The organism is Mycobacterium colombiense, from assembly GCF_001953985.1.
Lineage (GTDB): Bacteria > Actinomycetota > Actinomycetes > Mycobacteriales > Mycobacteriaceae > Mycobacterium > Mycobacterium colombiense_B.
Window position 1 is genome coordinate 50,023 of sequence record NZ_MBEI01000044.1, and the last position, 24,584, is coordinate 74,606.

Annotated in this window: 21 protein-coding genes; 5 read left to right on the forward strand and 16 right to left on the reverse strand. The window is 67.1% G+C overall.

What is annotated here, in order from left to right; all coding sequences use genetic code 11:
- Nucleotides 1-30: 30 nt before the first annotated feature.
- The 4 genes from A5732_RS09705 to A5732_RS09720 all read right to left on the reverse strand — a co-directional run bounded on the left by A5732_RS09705 (nt 31) and on the right by A5732_RS09720 (nt 3,951).
- Nucleotides 31-777: a succinate dehydrogenase/fumarate reductase iron-sulfur subunit gene (locus A5732_RS09705; RefSeq protein ID WP_064953697.1), complete on the reverse strand. Its 747-nt coding sequence runs from the start codon at nt 775-777 to the stop codon at nt 31-33.
- A complete protein-coding gene (locus A5732_RS09710; protein WP_076102073.1) occupies nt 774-2,693 on the reverse strand; it encodes a fumarate reductase/succinate dehydrogenase flavoprotein subunit in 1,920 nt (639 codons plus the stop codon). The genes A5732_RS09705 and A5732_RS09710 overlap by 4 nt, the downstream gene beginning before the upstream one ends.
- 43 nt (nt 2,694-2,736) lie before the next feature.
- The gene (locus A5732_RS09715; protein ID WP_076102074.1) at nt 2,737-3,564 is read right to left on the reverse strand and encodes a hypothetical protein; all 828 of its coding nucleotides are present in this window, start codon (nt 3,562-3,564) and stop codon (nt 2,737-2,739) included.
- Between the two features lie 81 nt (nt 3,565-3,645).
- Nucleotides 3,646-3,951 carry a hypothetical protein gene (locus A5732_RS09720; protein ID WP_064953694.1) on the reverse strand — a complete coding sequence of 102 codons (306 nt, stop codon included), beginning with the start codon at nt 3,949-3,951 and terminating at the stop codon, nt 3,646-3,648.
- A 106-nt stretch (nt 3,952-4,057) separates the two neighbouring features.
- Between A5732_RS09720 and A5732_RS09725 the strand changes: the two genes are divergently transcribed.
- Entirely contained in the window at nt 4,058-4,819 is a 762-nt protein-coding gene (locus tag A5732_RS09725; protein WP_076052240.1) for an isocitrate lyase/PEP mutase family protein, read from the forward strand.
- 69 nt (nt 4,820-4,888) lie between these two features.
- On the opposite strand, the gene A5732_RS09730 is transcribed toward A5732_RS09725, so the two are convergent.
- Nucleotides 4,889-5,329 carry an Hsp20/alpha crystallin family protein gene (locus tag A5732_RS09730; RefSeq protein WP_076052241.1) on the reverse strand — a complete coding sequence of 147 codons (441 nt, stop codon included), beginning with the start codon at nt 5,327-5,329 and terminating at the stop codon, nt 4,889-4,891.
- A gap of 227 nt (nt 5,330-5,556) precedes the next feature.
- Here A5732_RS09730 and nirB point away from each other — a divergent pair, with 227 nt between their 5' ends.
- On the forward strand, nt 5,557-8,139 hold the full coding sequence (gene nirB, locus A5732_RS09735) for a nitrite reductase large subunit NirB (protein ID WP_076102075.1): 2,583 nt from the start codon (nt 5,557-5,559) through the stop codon (nt 8,137-8,139).
- A 10-nt stretch (nt 8,140-8,149) separates the two neighbouring features.
- Entirely contained in the window at nt 8,150-8,518 is a 369-nt protein-coding gene (gene nirD, locus A5732_RS09740) for a nitrite reductase small subunit NirD (RefSeq protein ID WP_064953690.1), read from the forward strand.
- Between the two features lie 15 nt (nt 8,519-8,533).
- On the opposite strand, the gene A5732_RS09745 is transcribed toward nirD, so the two are convergent.
- The 8 genes from A5732_RS09745 to A5732_RS09780 form a co-directional block, all read right to left on the reverse strand.
- Nucleotides 8,534-8,986 (reverse strand): hypothetical protein, encoded by a 453-nt coding sequence (locus tag A5732_RS09745; protein WP_076052243.1) that lies wholly within the window; start codon nt 8,984-8,986, stop codon nt 8,534-8,536.
- Nucleotides 8,987-9,060: 74 nt separating this feature from the next.
- On the reverse strand, nt 9,061-9,822 hold the full coding sequence (locus tag A5732_RS09750; protein ID WP_076102076.1) for a sirohydrochlorin chelatase: 762 nt from the start codon (nt 9,820-9,822) through the stop codon (nt 9,061-9,063).
- Nucleotides 9,813-10,964, reverse strand: coding sequence for a uroporphyrinogen-III synthase (locus A5732_RS09755; RefSeq protein ID WP_139334604.1), 1,152 nt, complete (start codon nt 10,962-10,964; stop codon nt 9,813-9,815). The genes A5732_RS09750 and A5732_RS09755 overlap by 10 nt, the downstream gene beginning before the upstream one ends.
- Nucleotides 10,965-11,053: 89 nt before the next feature.
- Nucleotides 11,054-12,451: an MFS transporter gene (locus A5732_RS09760; protein ID WP_170880000.1), complete on the reverse strand. Its 1,398-nt coding sequence runs from the start codon at nt 12,449-12,451 to the stop codon at nt 11,054-11,056.
- Between the two features lie 468 nt (nt 12,452-12,919).
- Nucleotides 12,920-13,831, reverse strand: a complete 912-nt coding sequence (locus tag A5732_RS09765; RefSeq protein ID WP_064953685.1) for a 5-oxoprolinase/urea amidolyase family protein — start codon at nt 13,829-13,831, stop codon at nt 12,920-12,922.
- A gap of 41 nt (nt 13,832-13,872) precedes the next feature.
- Nucleotides 13,873-14,547 carry a 5-oxoprolinase subunit B family protein gene (locus tag A5732_RS09770; RefSeq protein ID WP_076102077.1) on the reverse strand — a complete coding sequence of 225 codons (675 nt, stop codon included), beginning with the start codon at nt 14,545-14,547 and terminating at the stop codon, nt 13,873-13,875.
- Nucleotides 14,548-14,659: 112 nt separating this feature from the next.
- Nucleotides 14,660-15,664, reverse strand: a complete 1,005-nt coding sequence (locus tag A5732_RS09775; protein ID WP_076102078.1) for an ABC transporter substrate-binding protein — start codon at nt 15,662-15,664, stop codon at nt 14,660-14,662.
- Nucleotides 15,665-15,721: 57 nt separating this feature from the next.
- Entirely contained in the window at nt 15,722-16,306 is a 585-nt protein-coding gene (locus A5732_RS09780; protein WP_076102079.1) for an acyl-CoA-like ligand-binding transcription factor, read from the reverse strand.
- 197 nt (nt 16,307-16,503) lie between these two features.
- Here A5732_RS09780 and A5732_RS09785 point away from each other — a divergent pair, with 197 nt between their 5' ends.
- On the forward strand, nt 16,504-17,895 hold the full coding sequence (locus A5732_RS09785; protein WP_076102080.1) for a NarK family nitrate/nitrite MFS transporter: 1,392 nt from the start codon (nt 16,504-16,506) through the stop codon (nt 17,893-17,895).
- Between the two features lie 13 nt (nt 17,896-17,908).
- Here the strand turns inward: A5732_RS09785 and A5732_RS09790 are convergent, their stop codons facing one another.
- Nucleotides 17,909-19,186 carry a DNA polymerase domain-containing protein gene (locus A5732_RS09790; RefSeq protein WP_076102081.1) on the reverse strand — a complete coding sequence of 426 codons (1,278 nt, stop codon included), beginning with the start codon at nt 19,184-19,186 and terminating at the stop codon, nt 17,909-17,911.
- Nucleotides 19,187-19,242: 56 nt separating this feature from the next.
- On the opposite strand from A5732_RS09790, the gene fadD2 reads away from it, so the two are divergent.
- The gene (gene fadD2, locus A5732_RS09795; RefSeq protein ID WP_076052250.1) at nt 19,243-20,922 is read left to right on the forward strand and encodes a long-chain-fatty-acid--CoA ligase FadD2; all 1,680 of its coding nucleotides are present in this window, start codon (nt 19,243-19,245) and stop codon (nt 20,920-20,922) included.
- A gap of 40 nt (nt 20,923-20,962) precedes the next feature.
- Here the strand turns inward: fadD2 and A5732_RS09800 are convergent, their stop codons facing one another.
- Nucleotides 20,963-21,319: an ATPase gene (locus A5732_RS09800; protein ID WP_076052266.1), complete on the reverse strand. Its 357-nt coding sequence runs from the start codon at nt 21,317-21,319 to the stop codon at nt 20,963-20,965.
- Nucleotides 21,320-22,324: 1,005 nt separating this feature from the next.
- The gene (locus tag A5732_RS09810) at nt 22,325-24,526 is read right to left on the reverse strand and encodes an acyl-CoA dehydrogenase (RefSeq protein ID WP_076052252.1); all 2,202 of its coding nucleotides are present in this window, start codon (nt 24,524-24,526) and stop codon (nt 22,325-22,327) included.
- Nucleotides 24,527-24,584 lie beyond the last annotated feature (58 nt).

Below are 24,584 nucleotides of genomic sequence, written 5' to 3' on the forward strand. Positions count from 1 at the left end.
GGATCGGCCCGGATTACCGCGGCGTGCAGCTCAGCGACGGAACAGCTTGTTGCCGAGCCACACCACCGGGTCGTACTTGCGGTCGGCGACCCGCTCTTTCATCGGGATCAGCGCGTTGTCGGTGATCTTGATGTTCTCCGGGCAGACCTCGGTGCAGCACTTGGTGATGTTGCAGTAGCCCAGGCCGTGCTCGTCCTGAGCATCGTTGCGCCGGTCGCGGGTGTCCAGCGGGTGCATCTCCAGCTCGGCGATCCGCATTAGGAAGCGGGGGCCGGCGAACGCCTTCTTGTTCTCCTCGTGGTCGCGGACCACGTGGCACACGTTCTGGCACAGGAAGCACTCGATGCACTTGCGGAACTCCTGGGAACGCTGCACGTCCTCCTGCGCCATCCGGTACTCGCCGGGCTGCAGGTCCTTGGGCGGCGCGAAAGACGGGATTTCGCGGGCCTTTTCGTAGTTGAACGAGACGTCGGTGACCAGGTCACGGATCACCGGGAACGTTCGCAGCGGAGTGACGGTGACGACCTCGTCCTCGGCGAAGGTGGACATCCGGGTCATGCAGAGCAGGCGCGGCTTGCCGTTGATCTCCGCCGAGCAGGAGCCACACTTGCCCGCCTTACAGTTCCACCGGACCGCCAGGTCGGGCGTCTGGGTCTGCTGCAGGCGATGGATGATGTCGAGGACGACCTCGCCCTCGTTGACCTCGACCGTGAAGTCCTGCAGACCGCCGTTGGCGTCGTCGCCGCGCCACACCCGCATCGTCGCGTTGTAGGTCATTTGCCACTCCGTCCTGGGTGCCCGGCGAGTTCTTCGTCGGTGTAGTACTTCTCCAGCTCACCGATTTCAAACAGTTCCAGCAGATCGGGCCGCATCGGCGTCTGATCCTTTTTCGTGACGGTGATGTCGGGAATCACCTCGTCGCTGCCGCCGGCCGCCTCGCAGACCAGCAGCACCTTGCGCCACGACGAGTCCATCGCCGGGTGGTCGTCGCGGGTGTGTCCGCCGCGGCTCTCGGTGCGCTGCAGCGCGGCCTTGGCGACGCACTCGCTGACCAGCAGCATGTTGCGCAGGTCGATGGCCAGGTTCCAGCCCGGGTTGTACCGGCGCTGGCCCTCGACGTGGAGGTTCTTGAACCGCCCGCGCAGCTTGTCGAGCCGCGCCAGAGCCTCCGCGATTTCGTCGGCGTTGCGGATGATGCCGACCAGGTCGTTCATCGACTGCTGCAGTTCCAGCTGCAGGGTGTACGGGTTCTCCGGTGTGCCAGTGGTCGGTGCCTCGAAGGGGGACAGCGCCCGCTTCGCCGCCGCGTCGACGGCGCCTTCGGCGATCGTCGGACGGCTGCTCAGGGCCCGCACGTAGTCGGCCGCGCCCAGCCCGGCGCGGCGGCCGAACACCAGCAGGTCGGACAGCGAGTTGCCGCCGAGCCGGTTCGAGCCGTGCATACCGCCGGAGCATTCGCCGGCGGCGAACAGCCCGGGGACCGTGGCCGCCCCGGTGTCGGCGTCCACCTCGACGCCGCCCATCACGTAGTGGCAGGTCGGTCCGACTTCCATCGGCTCCTTGGTGATGTCGACCCCGGCCAGCTCCTTGAACTGGTGGTACATCGACGGCAGGCGGCGGTTGATCTCCGCCGGCGTCAGCCGCGACGCGATGTCCAGGAAGACGCCACCGTGTGGGCTGCCCCGGCCGGCCTTGACCTCCGAGTTGATCGCGCGCGCGACCTCGTCGCGCGGGAGCAGGTCCGGAGTGCGGCGGGCCGAGTCGTTGTCCTTGAGCCACTGGTCGGCTTCTTGCTCGGACTCGGCGTACTGCCCCTTGAACACCGACGGGATGTAGTCGAACATGAACCGCTTGTCGTCGGAGTTCTTCAGCACCCCGCCGTCACCGCGGACACCCTCGGTGACCAGGATCCCCTTCACGCTCGGCGGCCACACCATGCCCGTCGGGTGGAACTGGACGAACTCCATGTTGATCAGCGACGCGCCCGCCCGCAGGGCCAGGGCGTGGCCGTCGCCGGTGTACTCCCAGGAGTTCGAGGTGACCTTGAACGACTTGCCGATCCCGCCGGTGGCCAGCACCACGGCCGGCGCCTCGAACAAGATGAACTGTCCGCTTTCGCGGATGTAGCCGAACGCCCCGGCGATCGCGTCGCCGTCCTTGATCAGCTCGGTGATCGTGGTTTCGGCAAACACCCGGATCCGGGCCTCGTAGTCGCCGAGCTCGGCGAAATCCTCCTGCTGCAGCGAGACGATCTTCTGCTGCATGGTGCGGATCAGTTCCAGGCCGGTGCGGTCGCCGACGTGGGCCAGCCGCGGGTAGGTGTGCCCGCCGAAGTTGCGCTGGCTGATCTTGCCGTCCTTGAGGCGATCGAACAGCGCGCCATAGGTTTCCAGCTCCCAGACGCGGTCCGGTGCTTCCTTGGCGTGCAGTTCGGCCATGCGCCAGTTGTTGAGGAATTTCCCACCGCGCATCGTGTCGCCGAAGTGGGTCTTCCAGTTGTCCTTCGGGTTGGTGTTGCCCATGGACGCCGCGCAGCCACCCTCGGCCATCACCGTGTGGGCCTTGCCGAACAGCGACTTACACACCACCGCGACCCGCAGACCCCGTTCGCGCGCTTCGATAACCGCACGCAGTCCGGCGCCGCCGGCACCGATCACGACCACGTCGTACGTGTGCCGCTCGATTTCAACCATGAAACCCTCGCTAGCTAAATCTGGTTTATTTCGGAATGGCTTGTCAGCCAACGAATCTCAGGTCAGAGATGGCGCCGCTGGCCACCAGCGCGATGTAGAAGTCGGTGAGCATCAGCGTGCCCAGCGTGATCCACGCGTACTGCTTGTGCCGGGTGTTGATTTTGCTGACCTGGGTCCAGATCCAGTACCGCACAGGGTGTTTGGAGAAGTGCTTGAGGCGCCCGCCGGTGATATGCCGGCAGGAGTGGCAGGACAGCGTGTAGACCCAGAGCATGATGACGTTGACGACCATGATCACGTTGCCCAGGCCAAACCCGAACCCACCGGGTCCGCTGTCGGAGTGGAACGCCACGATCGCGTCGTAGGTGTTGATCACCGAGATGATGCCGGCGATGTAGAAGAAGTACCGGTGGGAGTTCTGAATGATCAGCGGGAGTTTGGTCTCGCCGCTGTAGTGCTCGCGGGGTTCGGCCACCGCGCAGGCGGTGGGCGACTGCCACACCGTGCGGTAATAGGCGCCGCGGTAGTAGTAACAGGTCAACCGGAACAGCAGCAGGAACGGCAGGGTCAGCGCCGCGAACGGCAGCCACCAGACGTTCGGCAGGATCTGCGGCCAGAAGTCGCTGGCGCCGCCGCAAGCGTTGCTGAGACATGGCGAGTAGAACGGCGTCAGATAGTGGTATTGCGCGACGAAGAAATCACCGCGCTGGAAAGCCCGCGCTGTCGCATAAATAATGAATGCGGCGAAGCCGAGATCGATTCGCAGCGGCGACATCCACCACCGGTCGGTGCGCAGGGTGCGTTGCTGGATACGGGCGCGCGTGGGTGAAAAGACACCGGACGCAGGACGGTTCGCCGTAGGTGCGCTCATTTAGTGTGTTCCTCTTCGAACGGGCTGTAGGTCGAAGGGTACACAGAGGAAAGCCCCCCTTTTCTGGGGGGCTTAAGTTGTTCAGGCCCTGTTGTGACCGCCGACACCCTCGTCGTCGACGTCGCGCCAGAATTCGCTGTCGTACTGGGTGTCTGGAATGACGATCTTCTCGCCGGACTGCTGCACGGTGGCGCCGGCCAGGTCCAATTCGGACACGTCGGTGTCGAGCAGGTCGACGTCGGACATGATGCGGTCGGCATCGATGACGATGCGGCGCATGGCCGGGCTGTCACCGTATCGGGCCCGCAGGGAGCTCACGCACCGCCGCAGACCGCCGATGAGGTCGTGCAGTTCGGCGAATTCGGTCGTGCCAGTCGTGCTCGTCAACGGATCTCCTCGGCAGTGTTTCGGATCACAGTACGCCCTCGATACTATCCACGGCACACGCCAGACGTCAGGCCGTTGAGACCGGATGCCGAGGGAGCAAACACGTATGACCGGACCCACCACACCTGCCGAGCGCGCCGCCACGCTGCTGGAACTGCACCGGCCGGGCAGCCCGGTCATCCTGCCGACCGTGTGGGATGCGTGGTCGGCGCGGCTGGCCACCGGCGCCGGATTCGCCGCCCTCACCGTGGGCAGCCACCCGATGGCCGAGTCGATCGGCAAACCCGACAACGAGGGCATGTCGTTCGACGATGTCCTCACCCGGGTCGCACAGATCACCGCCGCGGTCGACGTGCCGGTATCGGTGGACATCGAATCCGGCTACGGGCAGCCGGCGGGCCGGCTGATCGAGGGCCTGCTGAGCGTCGGGGCCGTCGGGCTGAACATCGAGGACACCGTGCACTCGGAGGGCAAGCGGTTGCGGTCCGCCGACGAACACGCGGAGTTGGTCGGGGCGCTGCGGTCGGCCGCCGACGAGGCCGGGGTACATGTCGTCATCAACGCCCGGACCGATCTGTTCCTGCGCCAGGACGGCGAGGCGTCCGATCGCGTCGACCGTGCGGTGGCGCGCCTGAATCAGGCGGCGGCCGCCGGCGCCGATGTGCTGTATCCGGTGGGCCGCCACGACCCCGACACGTTGCGGCGCTTGACCGCCGAGCTGGAGCTGCCCGTCAACGCCATCGCGCTGCCCGACCAGGACGACCCGTCGTCCTTCGGCCCGCTGGGCGTGGCGCGCATCAGCTTCGGGCCGTTCCTGCAGGCCGCGCTCACGGCCCGGGCCAAGGAGCTGCTGGCCCGCTGGGGCTGACGCGGCGAATCCGGCGGAGTCGTTGCGGCTCCGCCGGATTCGGCTACTTTTCTCCGAACTGGCCGGAGACTATTTGGTGATCTCGATGCGCTGCGCCTGGTTCCCGGCGTAGGCGCCGGTGACCCGCACCGTCAGCACGCCGGCGTCGTAGGTCGCCGTGATGGCGTCGCCGGTGACGTGGGCGGGCAGCTGGAACGACCGGCGGAACGATCCGTACCGGATCTCCCGCAGCGTGCGGCCTTCCTTGTCTTCCGAGCGCTGATCGCGGTGCTCGCCGTGGATGACCAAGCGCCCGCGGTCGACCTCCACGTTGACGTCCTGGTCGACGTCAACGCCCGGGAGCTCGACACGTACGATCGCGTCGTCGCCGTCCTTGACGATCTCGGCGGCGGGCTTGAATCCGCTGGTCGCCGGGGTGTTCCAGTCCACCGCTGCGGCGGGGCCGAAAAAGTCGCGCAACCACCGGTCGGTGTCCCAGGCCGGTCGCGACCACAATGCGAGGTTACTCATGGCGCTTCCCTTCTAATTCCTTGAGCTTGATTGTGAGATTCCTGTGACCGGCGCCTGTGCGGCCGGCTACTAGTACAAACATGAGTCGACCCCGCTAAAGTTCCACCTCGCCGTTCACCGGCAGCGAACGACCACTCACAGACCTTCCTGTGAGTTGTGAGATCCTCGTCATAGGACCGTCACATTGCGCGAAAAGAACGTAATTTCCGGCCGTTACTCTCAAAGCCATGTCTGCAGACGGGATTTCGCGCGCCAGCTGTGCGCCTCGTCACATCATCGTAGTCGGACATGGCATGGTGGGGCACCGGTTCGTCGAGGCGCTGCGCGCCCGTGACACCGAGGGATCGTGGCGCGTCACGGTTTTCGCCGAGGAGACCGATGCGGCCTATGACCGCGTGGGCCTGACCTCCTACACCGAAAGCTGGGATCGCAAGCTCCTGGCATTGCCCGGCAACGAATACGAGGGTGACGAGCTGGTCCGGCTGGTGCTCAACCAGCGGGTTACCGAAATAGACCGCGCCGCAAAGACGGTGGTCACCGCCGACGGCGAGCGGCACGGCTACGACACCTTGGTCCTGGCGACCGGGTCGTACGCCTTCGTGCCGCCGGTGCCGGGCCACGACCTGCCCGCGTGCCACGTGTACCGCACGCTGGACGACCTCGACGCGATCCGCGCCGACGCCCAGCGCACGGTCGAAACCTCGCACGCCACTGCGGGTGTCGTGATCGGCGGAGGCCTGCTCGGGCTCGAAGCGGCTAATGCGCTGCGCCAGTTCGGATTACAGACCCATGTCGTCGAGATGATGCCGCGGCTGATGGCCCAGCAGATCGACGAGGCCGGCGGCGGGCTGCTGGCCAGGATGGTCGGCGAGCTCGGCATCTCGGTGCACGTCGGCACGGGCACCGAATCGATCGAGGCCGTTGACCATTCGGACGGCACCACCTCGGTGCGGGTGAGCCTGACCGACGGCCAGGTCATCGACGCCGGTCTGGTGATCTTCGCGGCGGGCATCCGGCCGCGCGACGACCTGGCCACCGCCGCCGGGCTGACGCGCGCCGAGCGCGGCGGGGTGCTCACCGACGTGTCCTGCCAGACAAGCGATCCCGACATCTACGCGATCGGTGAAGTCGCCGCGATCGGCGGCCGCTGCTACGGCCTGGTGGGGCCGGGCTACACCTCGGCGGAGGTGGTGGCCGACCGACTGCTGGACGGCGTCGCGGAGTTCGGCGAGGCGGACCTGTCCACCAAGCTCAAACTGCTGGGCGTCGACGTGGCCAGCTTCGGCGACGCGATGGGGACGACCGAGAACTGCCTCGAGGTCGCCATCAACGATGCGGTCAATCGGACCTACGCCAAGCTCGTGCTCTCCGATGACGCCAAGACGCTGCTCGGCGGCGTGCTGGTCGGCGACGCCTCGTCCTACGGGGTGCTGCGGCCCATGGTCGGCAGCGAGCTGCCCGGCGACCCGCTGGCGCTGATCGCGCCGGCGCAGTCCGGCGGCGGCGCTGCGTTGGGCGTTGGGGCGCTGCCGGATTCGGCACAGATCTGCTCGTGCAACAACGTCACCAAGGGCGACCTGAAGTGTGCGATCGCCGACGGCTGCGCCGATGTCCCCGCTCTCAAGGCGTGCACCTCGGCCGGTACTTCGTGTGGGTCGTGCGTCCCGCTGCTCAAGCAGCTGCTCGAAGCCGAGGGCGTGGAACAGTCCAAGGCGCTGTGTGAGCACTTCAGCCAGTCGCGCGCGGAGCTGTTCGAGATCATCTCGGCCACCGAGATCCGGACCTTCTCGGGTCTGTTGGAGCGTTTCGGCCGCGGAAAGGGTTGCGACATCTGCAAACCCGTGGTGGCCTCCATCCTGGCTTCCACCGGGTCGGATCACATCCTGGAAGGCGAGCAGGCCTCGCTGCAGGATTCCAACGACCACTTCCTGGCCAACATCCAGAAGAACGGCAGCTACTCGGTGGTGCCGCGGGTTCCCGGCGGTGACATCAAGCCAGAGCATCTGATCCTGATCGGCCAGATCGCCCAGGACTTCGGGCTTTACACCAAGATCACCGGCGGGCAGCGGATCGACATGTTCGGCGCCCGGGTGGACCAACTGCCGGAGATCTGGCAGCGCCTGGTCGACGGCGGCATGGAATCAGGCCACGCCTACGGCAAGGCCTTGCGCACGGTGAAGAGCTGCGTGGGCACCGACTGGTGCCGGTACGGGCAGCAGGATTCGGTGCAGCTGGCCATCGATCTGGAACTGCGCTACCGCGGACTGCGGGCTCCGCACAAGATCAAGATGGGCGTCTCGGGTTGCGCCCGCGAGTGCGCCGAGGCCCGGTCCAAGGACGTCGGCGTCATCGCCACCGAAAAGGGCTGGAACCTCTACGTCGGCGGCAACGGCGGCATGACGCCCAAGCACGCGCAACTGCTGGCCAGCGATCTGGACACCCAAACGCTGGTCCGCTACGTCGACCGGTTCGTCATGTACTACATCCGGACGGCCGACCGGCTGCAACGCACGGCGCCGTGGGTCGACTCGCTCGACGGCGGGCTCGACCATGTGCGCGAGGTCGTGTGTGAGGACTCGCTCGGCCTGGCCGAGGAATTCGAGGCCGCAATGGAGCGGCATGTTCAGAACTACAAGTGCGAATGGAAGGGCGTGCTGGACGACCCGGACAAGCTGTCGCGGTTCGTGTCGTTCGTCAACGCCCCGGACGCCGTCGACTCGACGGTGGCGTTCACCGAGCATGCCGGCCGCAAAATCCCTGTGTCCATTGGCATGCCGCGGGTTCGTGCAGCGACAACTCCGGAGGAATGAGGAAGGGATCATGACACTTCTCAACGACATCCAGGTGTGGACCAGCGCGTGCGCTTACGACCACCTCATTCCGGGTCGCGGCGTCGGCGTGCTGCTGGACGACGGTTCCCAGGCGGCGTTGTTCCGGCTCGACGACGGCTCGGTATACGCGGTGGGCAACGTCGACCCGTTCTCCGGTGCCGCGGTGCTTTCCCGCGGAATCGTGGGCGACCGCGACGGCTGCGTCACGGTTCAGTCGCCCATCCTGAAGCAGGCGTTCTCGCTCGAAGACGGTTCCTGCCTGGACGATCCGGCCGTTTCGGTGCCGGTGTACCCGGTGCGGATCACGGACGACGGCTACGTTCAGGTCGCGCGCGACTACCATCCGCGGGCTGCCTGAGCCCGACCGCCCGGTTCACCGGGTGATGTCGCCGGCCAGGTAGCGCTGCATCGTCGGCCCGATCGCATCGACGAGTGCGTCCACCGACATGGAATGCAGCGGCTCGGAGCGGATGCCGTAGCGCATGATGCCCAGGCCCACCAACTGCGAGGCGCACAGCGAGGCCCGCAGGGCCACCTTGTCGGCGCCCAGTATTTTCAGCAGCGGGCCAAAGACCGGGCCGATGAACATGCCCTGCACGATTTCCGCGGTCTTCGCCATCCCCGTCGAGGCGAGGGCGCTGGCCGCGAATGGGCCGCCGCCCGCGGCGTCCCACGTCGTGATCAGCGTGCGCAAGGTCCGCCGGCCCACCTGGTTGACCCCGCCGGTGACGATCCGGTCGATGAATTCCGGTGTGCCGAAGGGCAACCGCAGCATCTTGGCGACCGGGTCGAGGATGCCGGGCGATGGCTCTTGGCGGCGGGGCATGGTGCCAGGATCACCCGTCTGCGATCAAAGATCAAGGAACGCCGGACACCGGCGCGCCTTGCCGGCAGGCGTCGTTAGGACGCGGACCGCACGCTGCGGCCGTGGGCCAGCTGGTGCGGGCTCGACCGGCGCGACGACTGCCGGGCGGTGGCGGCGACGACCGGCGGCAGGGCCCGCCGGAATCGGTTCGCGACCAGGCGTGCCAGCCCGGGATGGGTGCCCAGCGGCTCACTGACCAGGTCGGCGCCGCAGGCGTGCAGCCGTTGCTGGAACAGGCCGTCGGCCAATAGATATGAGGCGACGACGACGCGGCCGCCGGCGCGGCGCGCCCGGGCCACCGCCTCGGGCAGCTGCGGCTCGCCGGTGGCCGCGAACGCCAGGCTCACCCGCGATCCGGTCAGCGCCGACACCAGCGTCGCGGTGGTGTGCAGGTCCGTGCGCGCCTTGACGTCCGAGGTCCCCGCTGCCGCCAAGATCACCGAATCACCGGGTCGCCAACCACATTTCACCAACTGGTCGCCGACGATCCGCGCGATTTGACCGCTCGGGCCCAATGCCGGGGTGACGATGACGTTCGGGTGTCCGCTGATCTCGACGTGAGCGGGCAGATCGGCCCGGACGTGGTAACCGCGCGACAGGAACGCGGGCACCACGATGGCGGCGCGGTCGGCGGCCTTCGCGCGCACCAGGACCTCGCTGGGGGTGGGGCCCACCACGTCGACGAAGGCGACGTCCACGGTGCTGCGAACCAACGTACTCACTTGTGCCGCAAGGTCTTCGATCATCGTCACGCCACCCGGCCTGCGGGTGCCGTGCGCTACCAGGATCAGTGCCATGGGGAATCTTCCGAATGGTCGATCGCGAGCCGGTAGCCGCGCTTGACCACCGTCGCGATGATGTTCTTGTCGCCCAGCGCCGTTCGCAGCCGCAACACTGCGGTATCGACGGCGTGTGGATCATTGCTGTTGCCGGGAAGCACTCGTAACAAGTCGTTGCGCGCGACGACATCACCGGGGCGCGCGGCCAGCGCGCGCAGGGTGGCCATGCCGGATCCCGACAGCGACTTCACCGAACCGTCGACCAACACGCAGGTTCCCCGGATCTCGATGTCGTGACCGGCCGCCCGGATGGCGCACGATCGCAGCGGCGGGAGCTCCTGCGCGATGTGACGGGCCAACGCCCCCAACCGCATTCGCTCGGGTGACGACGTCGGGATCCCCGCTCGGACCAACGGTTGCGCGGTGACAGGACCGACGCACATCGCGTGCACGTCGCTGCGAAGCGCTTGTAGCAGCTGATCTTCGATGCCCAGCTCGCGGCTGCGCTCCAGCAGTGCCGCGCCGGCGGGCGCCGACGTGAAGGTCACCGCGTCGAATTGCCGCCGCGCGACCGAGGCGACGAGTTGGTCGAAGTCGCCGCCGGCCGGCGTTGGCTTCCAGCGGTACACGTGGATGGGGACCACCTCTGCGCCCGCAGCCCGCAATCCGTTGATGAACTCCGGGAACGGGTCCCACCCGTCGGCGGCGCCGTGCAACTGGACGGCGATCCGCTTACCGGCGACGTCCGATTCGAGGAGGTAGCGCAGAACTTCGCGCGACGATTCGGATTTGGGGGACCACTCCTCGTGCAGCCCGGCGGCGCGTAGCGCGCCGGTCGCCTTCGGCCCGCGGGCCACGATCCGCGACTTGGCAAGCGACGCGAGCAGTTGGGTGGCCAATCCCCAGCCGTCGGCCGCGGCAACCCAGCCGCGGAAGCCGATCCCGGTGTGCGCCACCAAGATATCCGGGGGTTGGGCGATCACCGCTTCGGTGTGGTTCTGCAATTCGTCATCTTCGGGCAGCGCGATGATGTTGATGGCCGCGGCGCTGGAAACCTCCGCGCCGTTACGGCGCAGCAACGCGCACAGCTCCTCGGCGCGGTTCGCCGACGTGACGGCGATCCGGTAGCCGGTCAGCGGCGCGGAGTCTGGCGGGGCCAGTGGCGGGGCCATATGAATTGTGTATGCCTGCGACGTTTCGGTTGCGTTACCGGTCAATTGCTGTGGCATTGCCCGTGTTGCGAGTCCGCTCACACACGCGCGACCTCGGTTTCCGGCGCCGCACCGGACACGTCCGGGGCCGACGCGGGACGGCGCACGTAGACCATCCAGGTCATGATCGCCGCCACGACGTAGGAAGCCAGAAACACCCAGTAGGCAGACGTTTCCGTGCCGGTATTCAGGTAGGACTGGCGCAGCGCCAAATTGATTCCCACGCCGCCCAACGCCCCGACGGCCGAGCAGATGCCGATCAGTGACCCCGACATCGCGCGGGCCCAATGACGGCGCTCATCCTCGCTCGTGTCCAGCGAGCGGCTGCGCGCCTCGTAGACCGAGGGGATCAGCTTGAAGACCGAGCCGTTGCCCATGCCGGATAGGACGAACAGCACCATGAAACCGGTGACGTAGCCGATCATGCTGGCGGTGTGCGTCGCGGCGTGGCGATCGTCGAGGGTGCTCACGGTGACCAGCAGCCCGGCGCCCAGGGTCATGCCGGCCAGCACGCCCAGGGTGACGCGGCTGCCGCCGAGGCGGTCCGCCAGCCGGCCGCCGTAGATGCGCGCCAGCGAGCCCAGCAAGGGACCGATGAAGGCCAGCTGCGCTGCGTGCAGCGCCGCATGCTTGGGGCTTTCCCCGCTTTCGGCAAAGTTGACCTGCATCACCTGCCCGAAGGCGAAGGAGAAGCCGATCCACGAGCCGAAGGTGGCGATGTAGAGCAGCGAGATCACATGGGTGTCGCGCTCGAACAAGATCTTGCGCATGGTGCTCAGCTGGGTGCCGTGATGGATGTTGTCCATGCACAACGCAGCCGAGATGCCCACGACGACCAGCAACACCAGGTACACCGCGCACACCCAGTACGGCGCCTCGTGCCCGGCGGTGGCCAGCACCAGTAGGCCGACCAGTTGGATCACCGCGACCCCCAGGTTGGCGACGCCGGCGTTGACGGCCAGCGCGCCGCCCTTGAGCCGCTGCGGGTAGAAGGCGTTGACGTTGGCCAGCGAGGCCGCGTAATTGCCGCCGCCCAGTCCGGTCAGGGCCGCGCATAGCACGAACGGCCACAGCGGCACTCCGGGATTGGCCAGCAACACGATCGTGCCGGCCGTCGGGATCAGCAGCACGAAGGCCGAGAACATCGTCCAGTTGCGGCCTCCGAAGGCCGCGATGCCCAGGGTGTAGGGGATCCGGGCGCACCCGCCGACCAGGGTGGCGACCGCGCCCAGCAGCAGCTTGTCGCCGGCGGAGAAGCCGTAGACGGACCCCGGCATGAACAGCGCCATGACGGGCCACAGGGTCCAGATCGAAAACGCCACGTGGTCACCGGCGATGGTGCACAGCAGGTTGCGCCGGGCGACCTTCTTGTTGCCGGCCTCCCAGGCCGCCGTGTCTTCCGGGTTCCAGTCCGCGATGCGGTGGTTGCGGCGCAGCGGTCCTGCCTTCGGCATGACGCTCATGCGCGCACACTCATCCGGGAAACCGCTTGCGTCCCAACGGCATCGCACCGGTCGACGTGCATACAGCTCCCTCTCGTCAGGCCCCACGAACCGTCGCATCCGGCCGCCGCCACGCGAGGGGTCACCGCGCTCGCCCGGTACCGGGAGAGCTGTTCGGAGGCTGGCTTCGACGCTTGGGCGCCCCGAATGAAGGGGCGTGCCCCGTCGCACGATTCGATGCTCACATTTACGACGCGAGCGGGTCAACCGGAACGGGCCGATATCGCCTGTTAGTTGTTTACCAGTTGTCTGGTAAATCCCTGAGGGGCAATCAGTTCGCGAATGTGCGGTTCATCGAGCCCGAATCAGCGCCGCCATCAAGTGATTTCACACATACCCCCATGCCCGTGTGAGCTGGAATACATTGTGAGTCCGGCGCCGACGAATCGCGATCGAATTGCGTTAGGAAAGTGGCCAACTCGCGGCCCCGGAGTGGGCGCCCACCAAAGCCCTGGGGCGGGCCCAGTGCAGCCGCACCGCCTGGCCGGGCCGCACCTGGGCGATCTTGTCGACGTCCTCGTCGACCACCACGCCGATCACCGGATAGCCACCGGTCACCGGATGGTCGGGTCCTAGGATCACCGGTAAACCGTTGGGCGGCACCTGGATTGCGCCGCGGGTGGCACCCTCGCTGGGCAGCTGCCGGTCCGGGTAGCAGTGCTGCAGGGGCCGGCCGGTCAACCGCATCCCCACCCGGTCGCTGCGATCGGACGCCATCCAATACGTGTGCACCAGGCGGTCTGGCTCGACGAACCAATCGTCACGCGGCCCGGGCACCACGAACAGCTCGACGACGCCGCCGGTGATGGCCGCCACCGGCGCCTGGTCCAGTTCGGGATAGGCGTCGGTGTGCTCGCCGATCGGGAGCCGGTCGCCGGCCTGCAGCGGCGACGGGCCGATGCCCGACATCACGTCGTAACTGCGCGAGCCCAGCACCGGTTCCACGCAGATGCCACCGCGGATCGCCAGGTAGCTGCGCAGGCCGGCGCGGGGGACGCCCAACGAGATCACCTCGCCGTCGCGCACATGATGAATGCTGTTGGTGCCGAACTTGATTCCGTTGACGGTGGGATCGGTGTCGGCGCCCGTCACCGCGATGTCGACGTCACCGCCGGACACCCGGGCCGCGAAACCGCCGAATGTCACCTCCACGGTGGCGCGGTCGTCGGGGTTGGCCACCAGTCGGTTGGCCAGCCGGTGCGCGCGCCGGTCGGCGGCTCCGGACCGGCTCACCCCCAGATGGGCCAGTCCGGGGCGGCCGAGGTCTTGGACGACGGCGAGCGGTCCGGTGCGGAGGATCTCCAGGATTGCCACGGTTGTCTCCTTAGCTGGCTATGGTGGCGACCCGCCACTGGCTAGACGGCCCGGAACTGAACCCACATGCCCTGCGTCAACAACGCGGGGTTCGGCCGCTGCAAGTCCCACAGCACCGCATCGGTGCGGCCGATGAGTTGCCAGCCACCGGGGGACTGACGCGGGTACACCGCGCTGAAGTCACCGGCGAGGCCCACGGAGCCGGCCGGCACCGAGGTCCTCGGCTCGGGGCGGCGTGGTACCCGCAGCCGCGGGTCGCCGTCGACCAGATACGCGAAACCCGGTGCGAATCCACTGAATCCGACCCGCCACAACGTGGAAGTGTGGGCGTCGATCACCGCCGCGATGGTCAGCCCGGTGTGGCCGGCGACCTCGGCCAGATCCGGACCGTCGTAGACGACGTCGATGACCACGTCGGCGTGGCGTTCCGAGGGGGTGTCGGGGGTGACGGCGACGTTCATCTTGCGCAGCCGGTGGCGGATGACGCCTTGGTGGCGCGGGCCGTCCAGCTTCACCAGCACCGTGCGGGCCGCCGGCACGACGTCGACCACGTCCGGTATCGCCGCGGCGCGCAGCGCGTCCGCCCACGCCAATACCTCAGCGGTACTTCCGCATTGCACCATCAGCGCGCGATCGCCGTAGTCCACGACGGTGTTGCCGACCAGCTCGGTCGGCAGGTTGTGGGCCAGGTCGCCGCTAAGGTCCGTCACGCTCATTACTCGACGGTAACCCCGGAATCGGGGCATGTGCGAGCGTCGTCGACGGATTTTCGAGCTCTGCCAGAGCTGCCTTAGCAAACGCTCAAACAGCCTCGGCATGCCCGCGCGGCTAGCCCAGGATCTTGGTGATCAGCGGCGGCAGTTGATCGGCGATGACGGGGTAGCTCAGCGGCGACGCGAACGCGATCGCGCCGGCCTGGTCCTTGGTGGTGAAGATGTTCCGGTTCTGCGCGGTGGTCAGCGATCCGGCCACCTCGGGGTCGGCCAGGATCGCCTTCTGGTCGTCGGGGTTCCGCGTCGTCCAGATCACCACGTCGGCGGACTCGAGCACCGATTTGATGTGATCGCGGGGGATGACGGCCCGCTGATCGGTGCCGAACGGCTTGATGGCGTCGGCGATGACCAGTCCCATCTGATTCAGGAAGTCCGTCCGCCAGCCCGCCATGGTGGCGACGACCGTGCCCTCCCACAGCGCGCCGTGCATCAGCAGCGCCTTCTTGCCGGTCCACTGCTGATTCTTTTTGCCGATGTCGGTGAACTTCTGGTCGACACCGTCGATCAGCGACTTCATCTGGTCGGCCTGGAAGACCGCCTGGCCGACGATGGTGGCCTGCTCTTTCCACGGCTCGAAGAAGGCGTCGCCGTCCGACTGCGCGACGGTGGGGGCGATCGCGGACAGTTTCTGATACGTGTCGGCGTCCAGGCCGGCGTTGACGGCCACGATCAGGTCCGGTTTGAGACCGGCGATCTGGTCTACCGGAATGCCGTTGTCGAGGTTCAACACCGTCGGCTGCGCACCGCCGAGTTTGGGTGCGGCCCAGGGCCAGACGGCGGAGGGCTGGTCACCGAACCAGTTGGTCACGGCGATCGGCACCACGCCGACCGCGAGCAGGTCGTCCTGCTCGGTGTAGCCGGCGCTGACGACGCGCTTGGGCGGTTCCTTGATGACGGTCTCACCGAACAGGTGGGTGACCGTCACCGAACCCGGGGTGGCTCCCGGCGCCGATCTGCGGGACGAGCATCCCGAGGAGAACGCGGTCGCACCGCCCATCGCGGCAACCCCGGCAGCCCCTGCGAGCTGCAAGAATCCCCGTCGATTCCATCCCTGTCGCATCGCGTGAGAGTATCGCGTTCCGCCCGCTCAGACGCATCGCCGCGCTGTTGACCCCTGTCAGCCCAGCGGCATGCCGGCGTCCATGAAGTCCAGGGCGCGAAAGATGGTGCCGGCGGTCTTCGGCGCGCTGTCGAAGGCGGCCATCATGGCACCCGTCAACGCTCCCGCGAACACCCGGACTTCGAAATCCTCAGCGGGACGGCCGATCCGGTGCGCAATCGCCTCCGCGGCCACGGTCACCGTGCGGTAGTACTCGTCGTACATCGCCGCCTTGAGCTCGGGTATCGAGAACATCAGGCGCTGCCGGGTGTTCTCGAACTCCAGCTGGTCGTCGGGCAGTTGGTCGAGGACGGCCTGATAGGCCCGGCGGAAGGCCTGCGCCGGAGACAGGTTGCGCGGCTGGGCCTTCAACGCGTCCAGGATCAGCGGGTCCAGGTCGTCGGCGAGCAGCAGCGATTCCTTGGACGGGAAATAGCGGAAGAAGGTGCTCGGCGACACGTCGGCCGCCTCGGCGATCTGTTCGACCGTGGTCGCGGCGTAGCCGTTCTCTTCGATGAGGCGAAACGCCTCGCGCCTGATCGCGCGGCGCGTCTTGATCTTTTTGCGCTCCCGTAGGCCCAGGGGAGCCTCAGTCACCTGCATGGCGCCGATTGTCGCGCATCCACCGGCCGCCGTGGGCTCGCGGCGTCGTTGCATTGCAGAGTTCTGACAAACGTGACCGGGCCGTTGCGATTTCTGCGTATTGCCCGCGTAACTGTGCACACCCAGTCCGGTAACAGTGTGTCTTTAGCGTCGAGTGGTCACTGCCCGCGCCTCATTCAACTCAGGAGTCCCACCGGATGACCACGACCATCAGCCCCGTATCGCAGCCCGCGCCACCGCGCGAGCGTCATACGGGACGGCACTGGATCGATGACTGGCGGCCCGAAGACCCCGAATTCTGGGAGACCACCGGCAAGCCCATCGCCCGCCGGAACCTGATCTTCTCGATCTTCGCCGAGCACGTCGGCTTCAGTGTGTGGATGTTGTGGAGCATCGTTGTGGTGCAGATGACGGCCGGGGCGCACGGGCACCCCTCCGCATCCGGCTGGGCGCTGACCGCCAGCCAGGCCCTGTGCCTGGTCGCCGTCCCCAGCGGCGTCGGGGCGTTCCTGAGATTGCCCTACACCTTCGCGGTGCCGCTGCTCGGCGGCCGCAACTGGACGACCATCTCGGCGGCGCTGCTGCTGATCCCGTGCCTGCTGCTGGCGTGGGCGGTGAGCCATCCCGGCCTGCCGTTCGGCGCCCTGGTGGCGATCGCCGCGACGGCCGGCTTCGGCGGCGGCAACTTCGCCTCCTCGATGGCCAACATCTCGTTCTTCTACCCGGAGAAAGACAAGGGCTGGGCGCTGGGCCTGAACGCGGCCGGCGGCAACATCGGCGTCGCGGTAGTGCAGAAGATCATTCCGCCCATCGTCATCGCCGGCGGCGGAATGGCGTTGTCGCGCGCCGGACTGTTCTACGTGCCGCTGGTCGTGGTGGCCGCGGTCTGCGCGTTCCTGTTCATGAACAACCTCACCGAGGCCAAGGCCGACGTGAAGCCGGTGCTGGAGTCGTTGCGGCACCCCGACACCTGGATCATGTCGCTGCTCTACATCGGCACCTTCGGCTCGTTCATCGGTTACTCGGCCGCGTTCCCGACCCTGCTCAAAACGGTCTTCGGCCGCGGCGACATCGCCCTGGCGTGGGCCTTCCTGGGCGCCGGCATCGGATCCGTCATCAGGCCCCTCGGCGGCAAGCTGGCCGACCGGATCGGCGGGGCCCGCATCACCGCCGCCAGCTTCGTGATGCTGGCGATCGGGGCGGCGGCGGCGCTGTGGTCGGTGACGGTGGTGAACCTACCGGCCTTCTTCGCCAGCTTCATGTTCCTGTTCGTCGCGACCGGCATCGGCAACGGTTCGACCTACCGGATGATTTCGCGGATCTTCAAGGTCAAGGGCGAACTGGCCGGGGGCGATCCCGACACCATGGTGGCCATGCGCCGCCAGGCGGCCGGGGCGCTGGGCGTCATCTCGGCGGTGGGCGCCGTCGGCGGGTTCGTGGTTCCGCTGGCGTACGCGTGGTCGAAGTCGGAGTTCGGCAGCATCGAACCGGCGCTGCGGTTCTACATCGTGTTCTTCCTCGGCCTGCTGGGCGTCACCTGGTACTGCTACCTGCGCAAGCACAACGCGATCACGCGGGTGGGGATCTAGGCGCGGCCGGGGGTCAGCTCGATGGCTTCTGCTTTCCGCCGTACCCCTCCCAGGGGCTGTAGTCGGCGATCAGCTCTTCCTGGGGCGGCCGCCGGTCTTCGGGGACGTGCTGCAAGTTGATCCGGATCCGGTACCAGATCGAACTGGGCCCGCGCATCCCGTCGACCAGGACGTCGACCGGCTCCAGCCGGCGGGCCGCCGCGGGGTAACGGTCGCGCCAGACGTCCAGCGCGGCCATCGCCTCGTCCTTGGTCTTGGTGCGGGCGATCTCGATCAGCGGCATCGTGGATTGCCTCCGGCCTGGCGCTCCGATGGTGCGCTTGCCCGCCCCTTTCGGCGCGCGTTCGGGCGGCCCCATCTCCTCGGCCAGCACCAGCAGCCGGTCGAGTTCGCCGACGGCGTCGTCCATTTCCGCCCAGGGGTCACCCATCTCGGCGAACCGGGCGGGCACGGTGTCGATGGTGAACGCCTCGGGGTCGCAGCCGGCGACCTCGTCCCACCGCAGCGGTGTCGAGACCCGGGCATCCGGGGTCGCCCGCACGGAGTACGCCGATGCGACGGTGCGGTCCTTCGCGTTCTGGTTGAAGTCGACGAACACCCCCTCGCGCTCTTCCTTCCACCAGCGGCTCGTCGCAGCGTCGGGCACCCGCCGCTCGACCTCGCGGGCCACGGTCTGCGCGGCAAGCCGGACCTGGCGGAACTCCCAGCGCGGGGCGATGCGGGCGTAGATGTGAAAGCCGCGCGATCCCGACGTCTTCGGCCACGCGGTCAGGCCGTAGTCCTCGAGCACCTCGCGCGCCACCAGCGCGACGTCCACGATGCGCCGCCAGGAGACCCCGGGCATCGGATCCAGGTCGACCCGTAACTCGTCGGGGTGATCGAGGTCGTCGGCCAGCACCGGATGCGGGTTGAGGTCGACGCAGCCCAGGTTGATCGCCCAGGCCAGTCCGGCGGCGTCGTGGATCACCGCCTCGGCGGCGGAAGTGCCGCGCGCGTAATGCAGTTCGGCGACGTCCACCCAGTCCGGCCGCTTGGCCGGCGCGCGCTTCTGAAACACCGCTTCTTCGGTGATGCCCTTGACGAAGCGCTTCAGGATCATCGGGCGGTCGGCCACGCCGCGCAACGCGCCGTCCGCCACGGACAGGTAATAACGGACCAGGTCGAGCTTGGTATACGGGCCGGTCGAGGTTTCACGGGCGCTCGCGCGGGGGAACACCACCTTGTCCGGATGGGTGATGGTGACCTCGCGCCCGGCCACCTCCAGCGAAACCGGACGGGTCATGCGGTTCATGCTAATTCGCCAGAATTTCTGGCCGTACTGAGACGGACGTCACATAAGGTGGATTTATGCCTAACCTCCTCGGCCTGCCCGGTCAGGCCGCCGCAAAAGTTCAGCAGTACCTGGAACGCGGCTCCGCTGAACTGCATTACGTGCGCAAGATCTTCGAGTCGGGCGCGTTTCGGATCGAGCCTCCGCAGAACTACGCCGCGATGGCCGCCGACATCTACAAGTGGGGCGAGTTCGGCATGCTGCCGGCTCTCAACGCCAGGCGCCACCCCGACCGCGCGGCGTGCATCGACGAGGAGGGCGAATTCTCCTACCGAGAGCTCGACGAGGCCGCGCACGCGGTGGCCAACGGGCTGATCGAGAAGGGCGTCAAGGGCGGCGACGGCGTCGCCATCCTGGCCCGCAACACTCGCTGGTTCCTGATCGCCTACTTCGGCGCCGCCCGGGTGGGCGCCCGCATCATCCTGCTCAACAGCGAGTTCTCCGGCCCGCAGATCAAAGAAGTGTCGGAGCGCGAGGGCGCCAAGCTGATCATTTACGACGACGAATACACCAAGGCCGTCAGCAAGGCCTCGCCGGAGCTGGGCAAACTGCGGGCGCTCGGGACCAATCCCGACAGTGACGAGAAGTCGGGCAGCAAGGACGACACGCTGGCCGACCTGATCGAGCGCAGCGACAAGAAGGCCGCGCCCAAGGCGAGCAAGCACTCGTCGATCATCATCCTGACCAGCGGGACCACCGGCACACCCAAGGGCGCGAACCGCAGCACCCCGCCGACGCTGGCGCCGATCGGCGGCATCCTGTCGCACGTTCCGTTCAAGGCCGGTGAGGTGACGTCGCTGCCCGCACCGATGTTCCACGCGCTGGGTTTCCTGCATGGCACGATCGCGATGTTTTTGGGCTCGACTCTGGTGCTGCGCCGGAAGTTCAAGCCGCCGCTGGTGCTGGAAGACATCGAGAAGCACAAGGTGACCGCGATGGTTGTGGTCCCGGTGATGTTGTCGCGGATCCTCGACGCGGTCGAGAAGATGGACAAGAAGCCCGATCTGTCCAGCCTGAAGATCGTGTTCGTATCCGGGTCGGCGCTGGGAGCCGACCTGGCGGAACGGGGCCTGAAGGACCTGGGCCCGGTCATCTACAACATGTACGGCTCGACCGAGATCGCCTTCGCCACCATCGCCGAGCCCAAGCATCTGGAGCGCAACTCGTCGACAGTCGGGCCGGTCGTCAAGGGCGTGAAGGTCAAGATCTACGACGACAACGGCAAGGAGCTGCCGCAGGGCGAGGTCGGACGCATCTTCGTCGGCAATGCGTTCCCGTTCGAGGGCTACACCGGCGGGGGTAAGAAACAGATCATCGACGGGCTGTTGTCCTCGGGCGATGTGGGCTACTTCGATGAGGACGGCCTGCTGTTCATCAGCGGGCGCGACGACGAGATGATCGTCTCCGGGGGCGAGAACGTCTTCCCGGCCGAGGTCGAAGACCTGATCACCGGGCACCCGGACGTCGTGGAGGCCACTGCGATCGGCGTCGAAGACAAGGAATGGGGCCACCGCCTGCGCGCCTTCGTGGTGAAGAAGGACGGCGCCGACCTCGACGAGGACACCGTCAAGCACTACGTGCGCGACCACCTGGCCCGCTACAAGGTGCCGCGCGAGGTGGTCTTCCTCGACGAGCTGCCGCGCAACCCCACCGGCAAGGTCCTCAAGCGCGAGTTGCGCGAAATGGACGTCGACTAACTAGCCCGTTCGGGTCGGTAGGGCTCGCCCGATGGGCGGGTCAGCGGCGGTCTTTGATGGCGCGGGTGATCTGTGCCGTCAGTTTCGGGTCGACCAGAAGCTGGTCGATGAGCGCGGTGAGGACCTCCTGCCCGGTCACCCGGGCGACTCCCAGCCGGTCGGCCGCCTCGCGCTGCCAGATGTCGAGGGCCCGGTGCGTCGGCGCCGGGAGGTCGACGGTTCGGCGCGTCCGCTGGGTGCGTCCCTGCTGGGCGGCCGGCGGCGGGCTGGCGATCCGCGGGGCACCCCCGAGACTGAGACGCTCGGTGGGTGCGGCGTCTCCGGAGGGCCCGGCGGCTGAGTGCGGGGCGCGAAAGGATCCGGCGCCGGGTCCGCTGTGGCTGCTGTTGAAGTTCACTTCGGTGTCTTCCTCCGTGAGTGCCAATCAGTAAATCAGCGCTCGGTGCCGTTGTGTCAATACTGATTCTGTCACCGACGCCAGCGTAAGTCGCGTCGCCGGGCCGCCCACCCTCCGGTCGGCTAGCCCGCGGATGGGAACGCCGTTGCGCGGCGCCACAGCGGCTCGCTCGCAGATCGTGTCGCAAATAGGCAAAAGTAGCTGTGTGCTTGGAACGCTTCTTTTGGGTGTCGGTATATGATGGGGCCTGTTTTCCTCGAAGAGTCCGGAAGTCAGAATATCTGTTAATGCGGAAAGTCTGACATCAGTAGGTCCGCGATCCGTAGGCCAGTACATCAGTAGATGATAGCTGAACTGCTAGAATAGCTCGAGCTCGGCCGAAGCCTCAGTATTTGCAAATAAATGAATTACGTAAATACGGGCCAACAATGGCCCGCACTATTGGCTGGGGGTGGTGCCGCTGTTATCCAATTCACAATAGCCAAATAGCGAATTACCCTTGTTTTGCTCATAAATGTCCAACTAATGTTTTTGCTATCGGTAAGTGGTTGGAAAGGAAAACTTCGATGATCCTCGGGCGATCATTACGCGGCGGGGCCGCAGGTGTCCTAGGTGCCGGGGCTGTGGCCGGTGCGCTGCTTTTCAGCGGCGCCCCCACGGCTCAGGCCGCTCCTGCGCCCGCAGCCACCACGAGCTTCGCCAGTGCTGGGCCGCAGAGCGGACCGGGCTTCATCCCCGATCGCCCCGGCGGTCGCGGATGGGGCGGCCATGATGGTCGGGGAAATGGCAATTGGGGGCACGGCAACTGGGGCCACGGCAACTGGGGCCGTGGCTACTGGGGCCCCCAGCACTGGTGGAACTGGTGGTGGTGATCACCATCTCCGCGCGGTAGCGGCCATCGCCGACACGCCAACCCTCGGGATGGCCGACCGCGAATGGGGGGAACCATGCCGGCCTGACGTAGTCAGGTCGGCATGGCCCTGTTTGGGGCCCTTGTTGGACGTTTTACGGGTCGCGGGGCAGGCCCAGCAGCCGTTCGGCGATGATGTTCAGCTGCACCTCGGAGGTGCCGCCGTAAATGGTGGTGGCACGGCTGGCCAACAGGTATTCGCCCCATTTGCCGGGTAACTGGTCGGGGTCACCGATCGCGGCATCGGTGCCGAACGACGAGACCGCGAATTCGGCATAACCCTGGCCGGTACGCATGGACAGCAACTTGGAGATGGCCGCCGACGGCATGGCGTCACCACCGGCCAGCGTCAACAGCGTCGAGCGCAGGTTAAGCACCTTGGCCGCGTGGCCTTCGGCGATCAATTGGCCCGCTCGGTGCTGGGCGATCTGATCGAAGTGGCCGTCGCGAACGAACTCAACGAACTGGGGCAGGGTCGCCAGGAAGTTTGCGTCGCTGCTGCCGATCGACACCCGCTCCGCGGTCAGCGTGTTGCGGCTGACCTCCCAGCCCCGGTTGACCTCACCGAGCACGCAGTCGTCGGGCACGAACACGTCGTCGATGTAGACGGTGTTGAACATGGCGTTGCCGGTGAGCTCGCGCAGCGGCGTGACCGTCACGCCTTCGCTCTTCATGTCCAGCAGGAAGTAGGTGATGCCATTGTGTTTCGGGGCGCTGGGGTCCGTCCGGGCCAACAGCGCGCCCCATTGCGAGTACTGCGCGGCGGTGGTCCAGATCTTCTGGCCGGTGATGCGCCAGCCGCCGTCGGTCCGGGTGGCCTTGGTGGAGAGGCCGGCCAGGTCCGATCCGGCGCCGGGTTCGGAAAACAGCTGGCACCAGATCATCTCGCCGCGGAACGTCGGCGGCAGGAACCGTTGCTTTTGCTCCTCGGTCCCGAACGCGACGATCGACGGAATGATCCACGCGGCGATGCCGACCTGCGGCCGCTTGACCCGCCCGGAGGCGAACTCCTGGGCGATGATGATCTGCTCCACCGGGCTGGCGGCCCGCCCCCACGGCTTCGGGAGGTAGGGCAGTACCCAACCGCCCTCGGCGATGGCGATCTTGCGCTGCTCCCGCTCGATCTCCTTGAGCGCGGCGACCTCGGCCCGGATTTCCGCCCGCAGCTTCTCGGTGTCGGGGTCGAGGTCGATGTCCACCGCGCGCATGCCGGTGGTGGTGGCGGTGTCGACGACCTTCTGCGGGTAATCCGAGCTGCGGCCGAAGGATGCTGCCAACATCAGTGCCCGGCGGTAGTACACGTTTGTGTCGTGCTCCCAAGTGAAGCCGATCCCGCCGTGCACCTGAATGCAGTCCTGGGTGCAGCGCTGGGCGGCCGCGGGCGCCAGCGTCGCCGCGACGGCGGCCGCGAAGTCGACGTGTGAAGCTGCTGTATCCCAACCGTTTTCGCGCGCCTCGTCGATCGCGCGGGCGGCATCCCACACGGCCGCGGTGGCCCGCTCGGTGTCGGCGATCATCTCGGCGCATTTGTGCTTGATGGCCTGGAACTGGCCGATCGGACGGCCGAACTGCTCACGGATCTTGGCGTAGTGCGAGGCCGTGTCGGTCGCCCAGCGGGCCACGCCGATGGCTTCGGCGGACAGCAGCGTGGTCATCACCGCGTGCGCCGTCGCCATGCTCAGGTTCGTCAGCACGACGTCCTCGCCGACCTCGACGGCGTTGGCCCGCACATCGGCGATGGGGCGCAGCGGGTCCAGGCTCTTCACCGGCTCGATCTCGAGCTGGTCGGCACGCAGCACCACCCACGCTTCACCGCTGTCGATCGCGACGGGCAACACCAGCAGCGTGGCCTGCGCCGCGGCGGGAACCGCACGCACCTCGCCGCGGATCACCAGCGAATTGCCCTGCCGGGTGGCGGTCAGCGCACAGCAATTCAGGCCGTAGGAGGCGATTTCGGCGCCCGACGCCAGCTCGGAGAGCACCTTCGCGTCCGGGTCGTGCGCGGAGATCAGGGCACTGGCGATCGCCGACGGCACGAACGGCCCCGGCACCGCCCCGTAACCGAATTCGGCGAGCACGATGGCCAACTCGAGGATGCCGAAGCCCTGTCCGCCGACGGATTCGGCGAGATGGACACCGTGCAGTCCCTGGTCGGCCGCGGCCTGCCAGTACGGCGGAGGGTTGTCTATGGGCGCCTCCATGGCCGCATGCAGCGTCTCGGACGGCGCGATGCGCGCCACCAGCGATCGCACGGAATCGGCCAGGTCTTGATGCTCGGGATTTATCGCGATCGGCATTGGTCGCCTTCCGTTGCTGCAGGAGGCCGTTTCGGCCCAGTACCTTCCAAGCTAACAA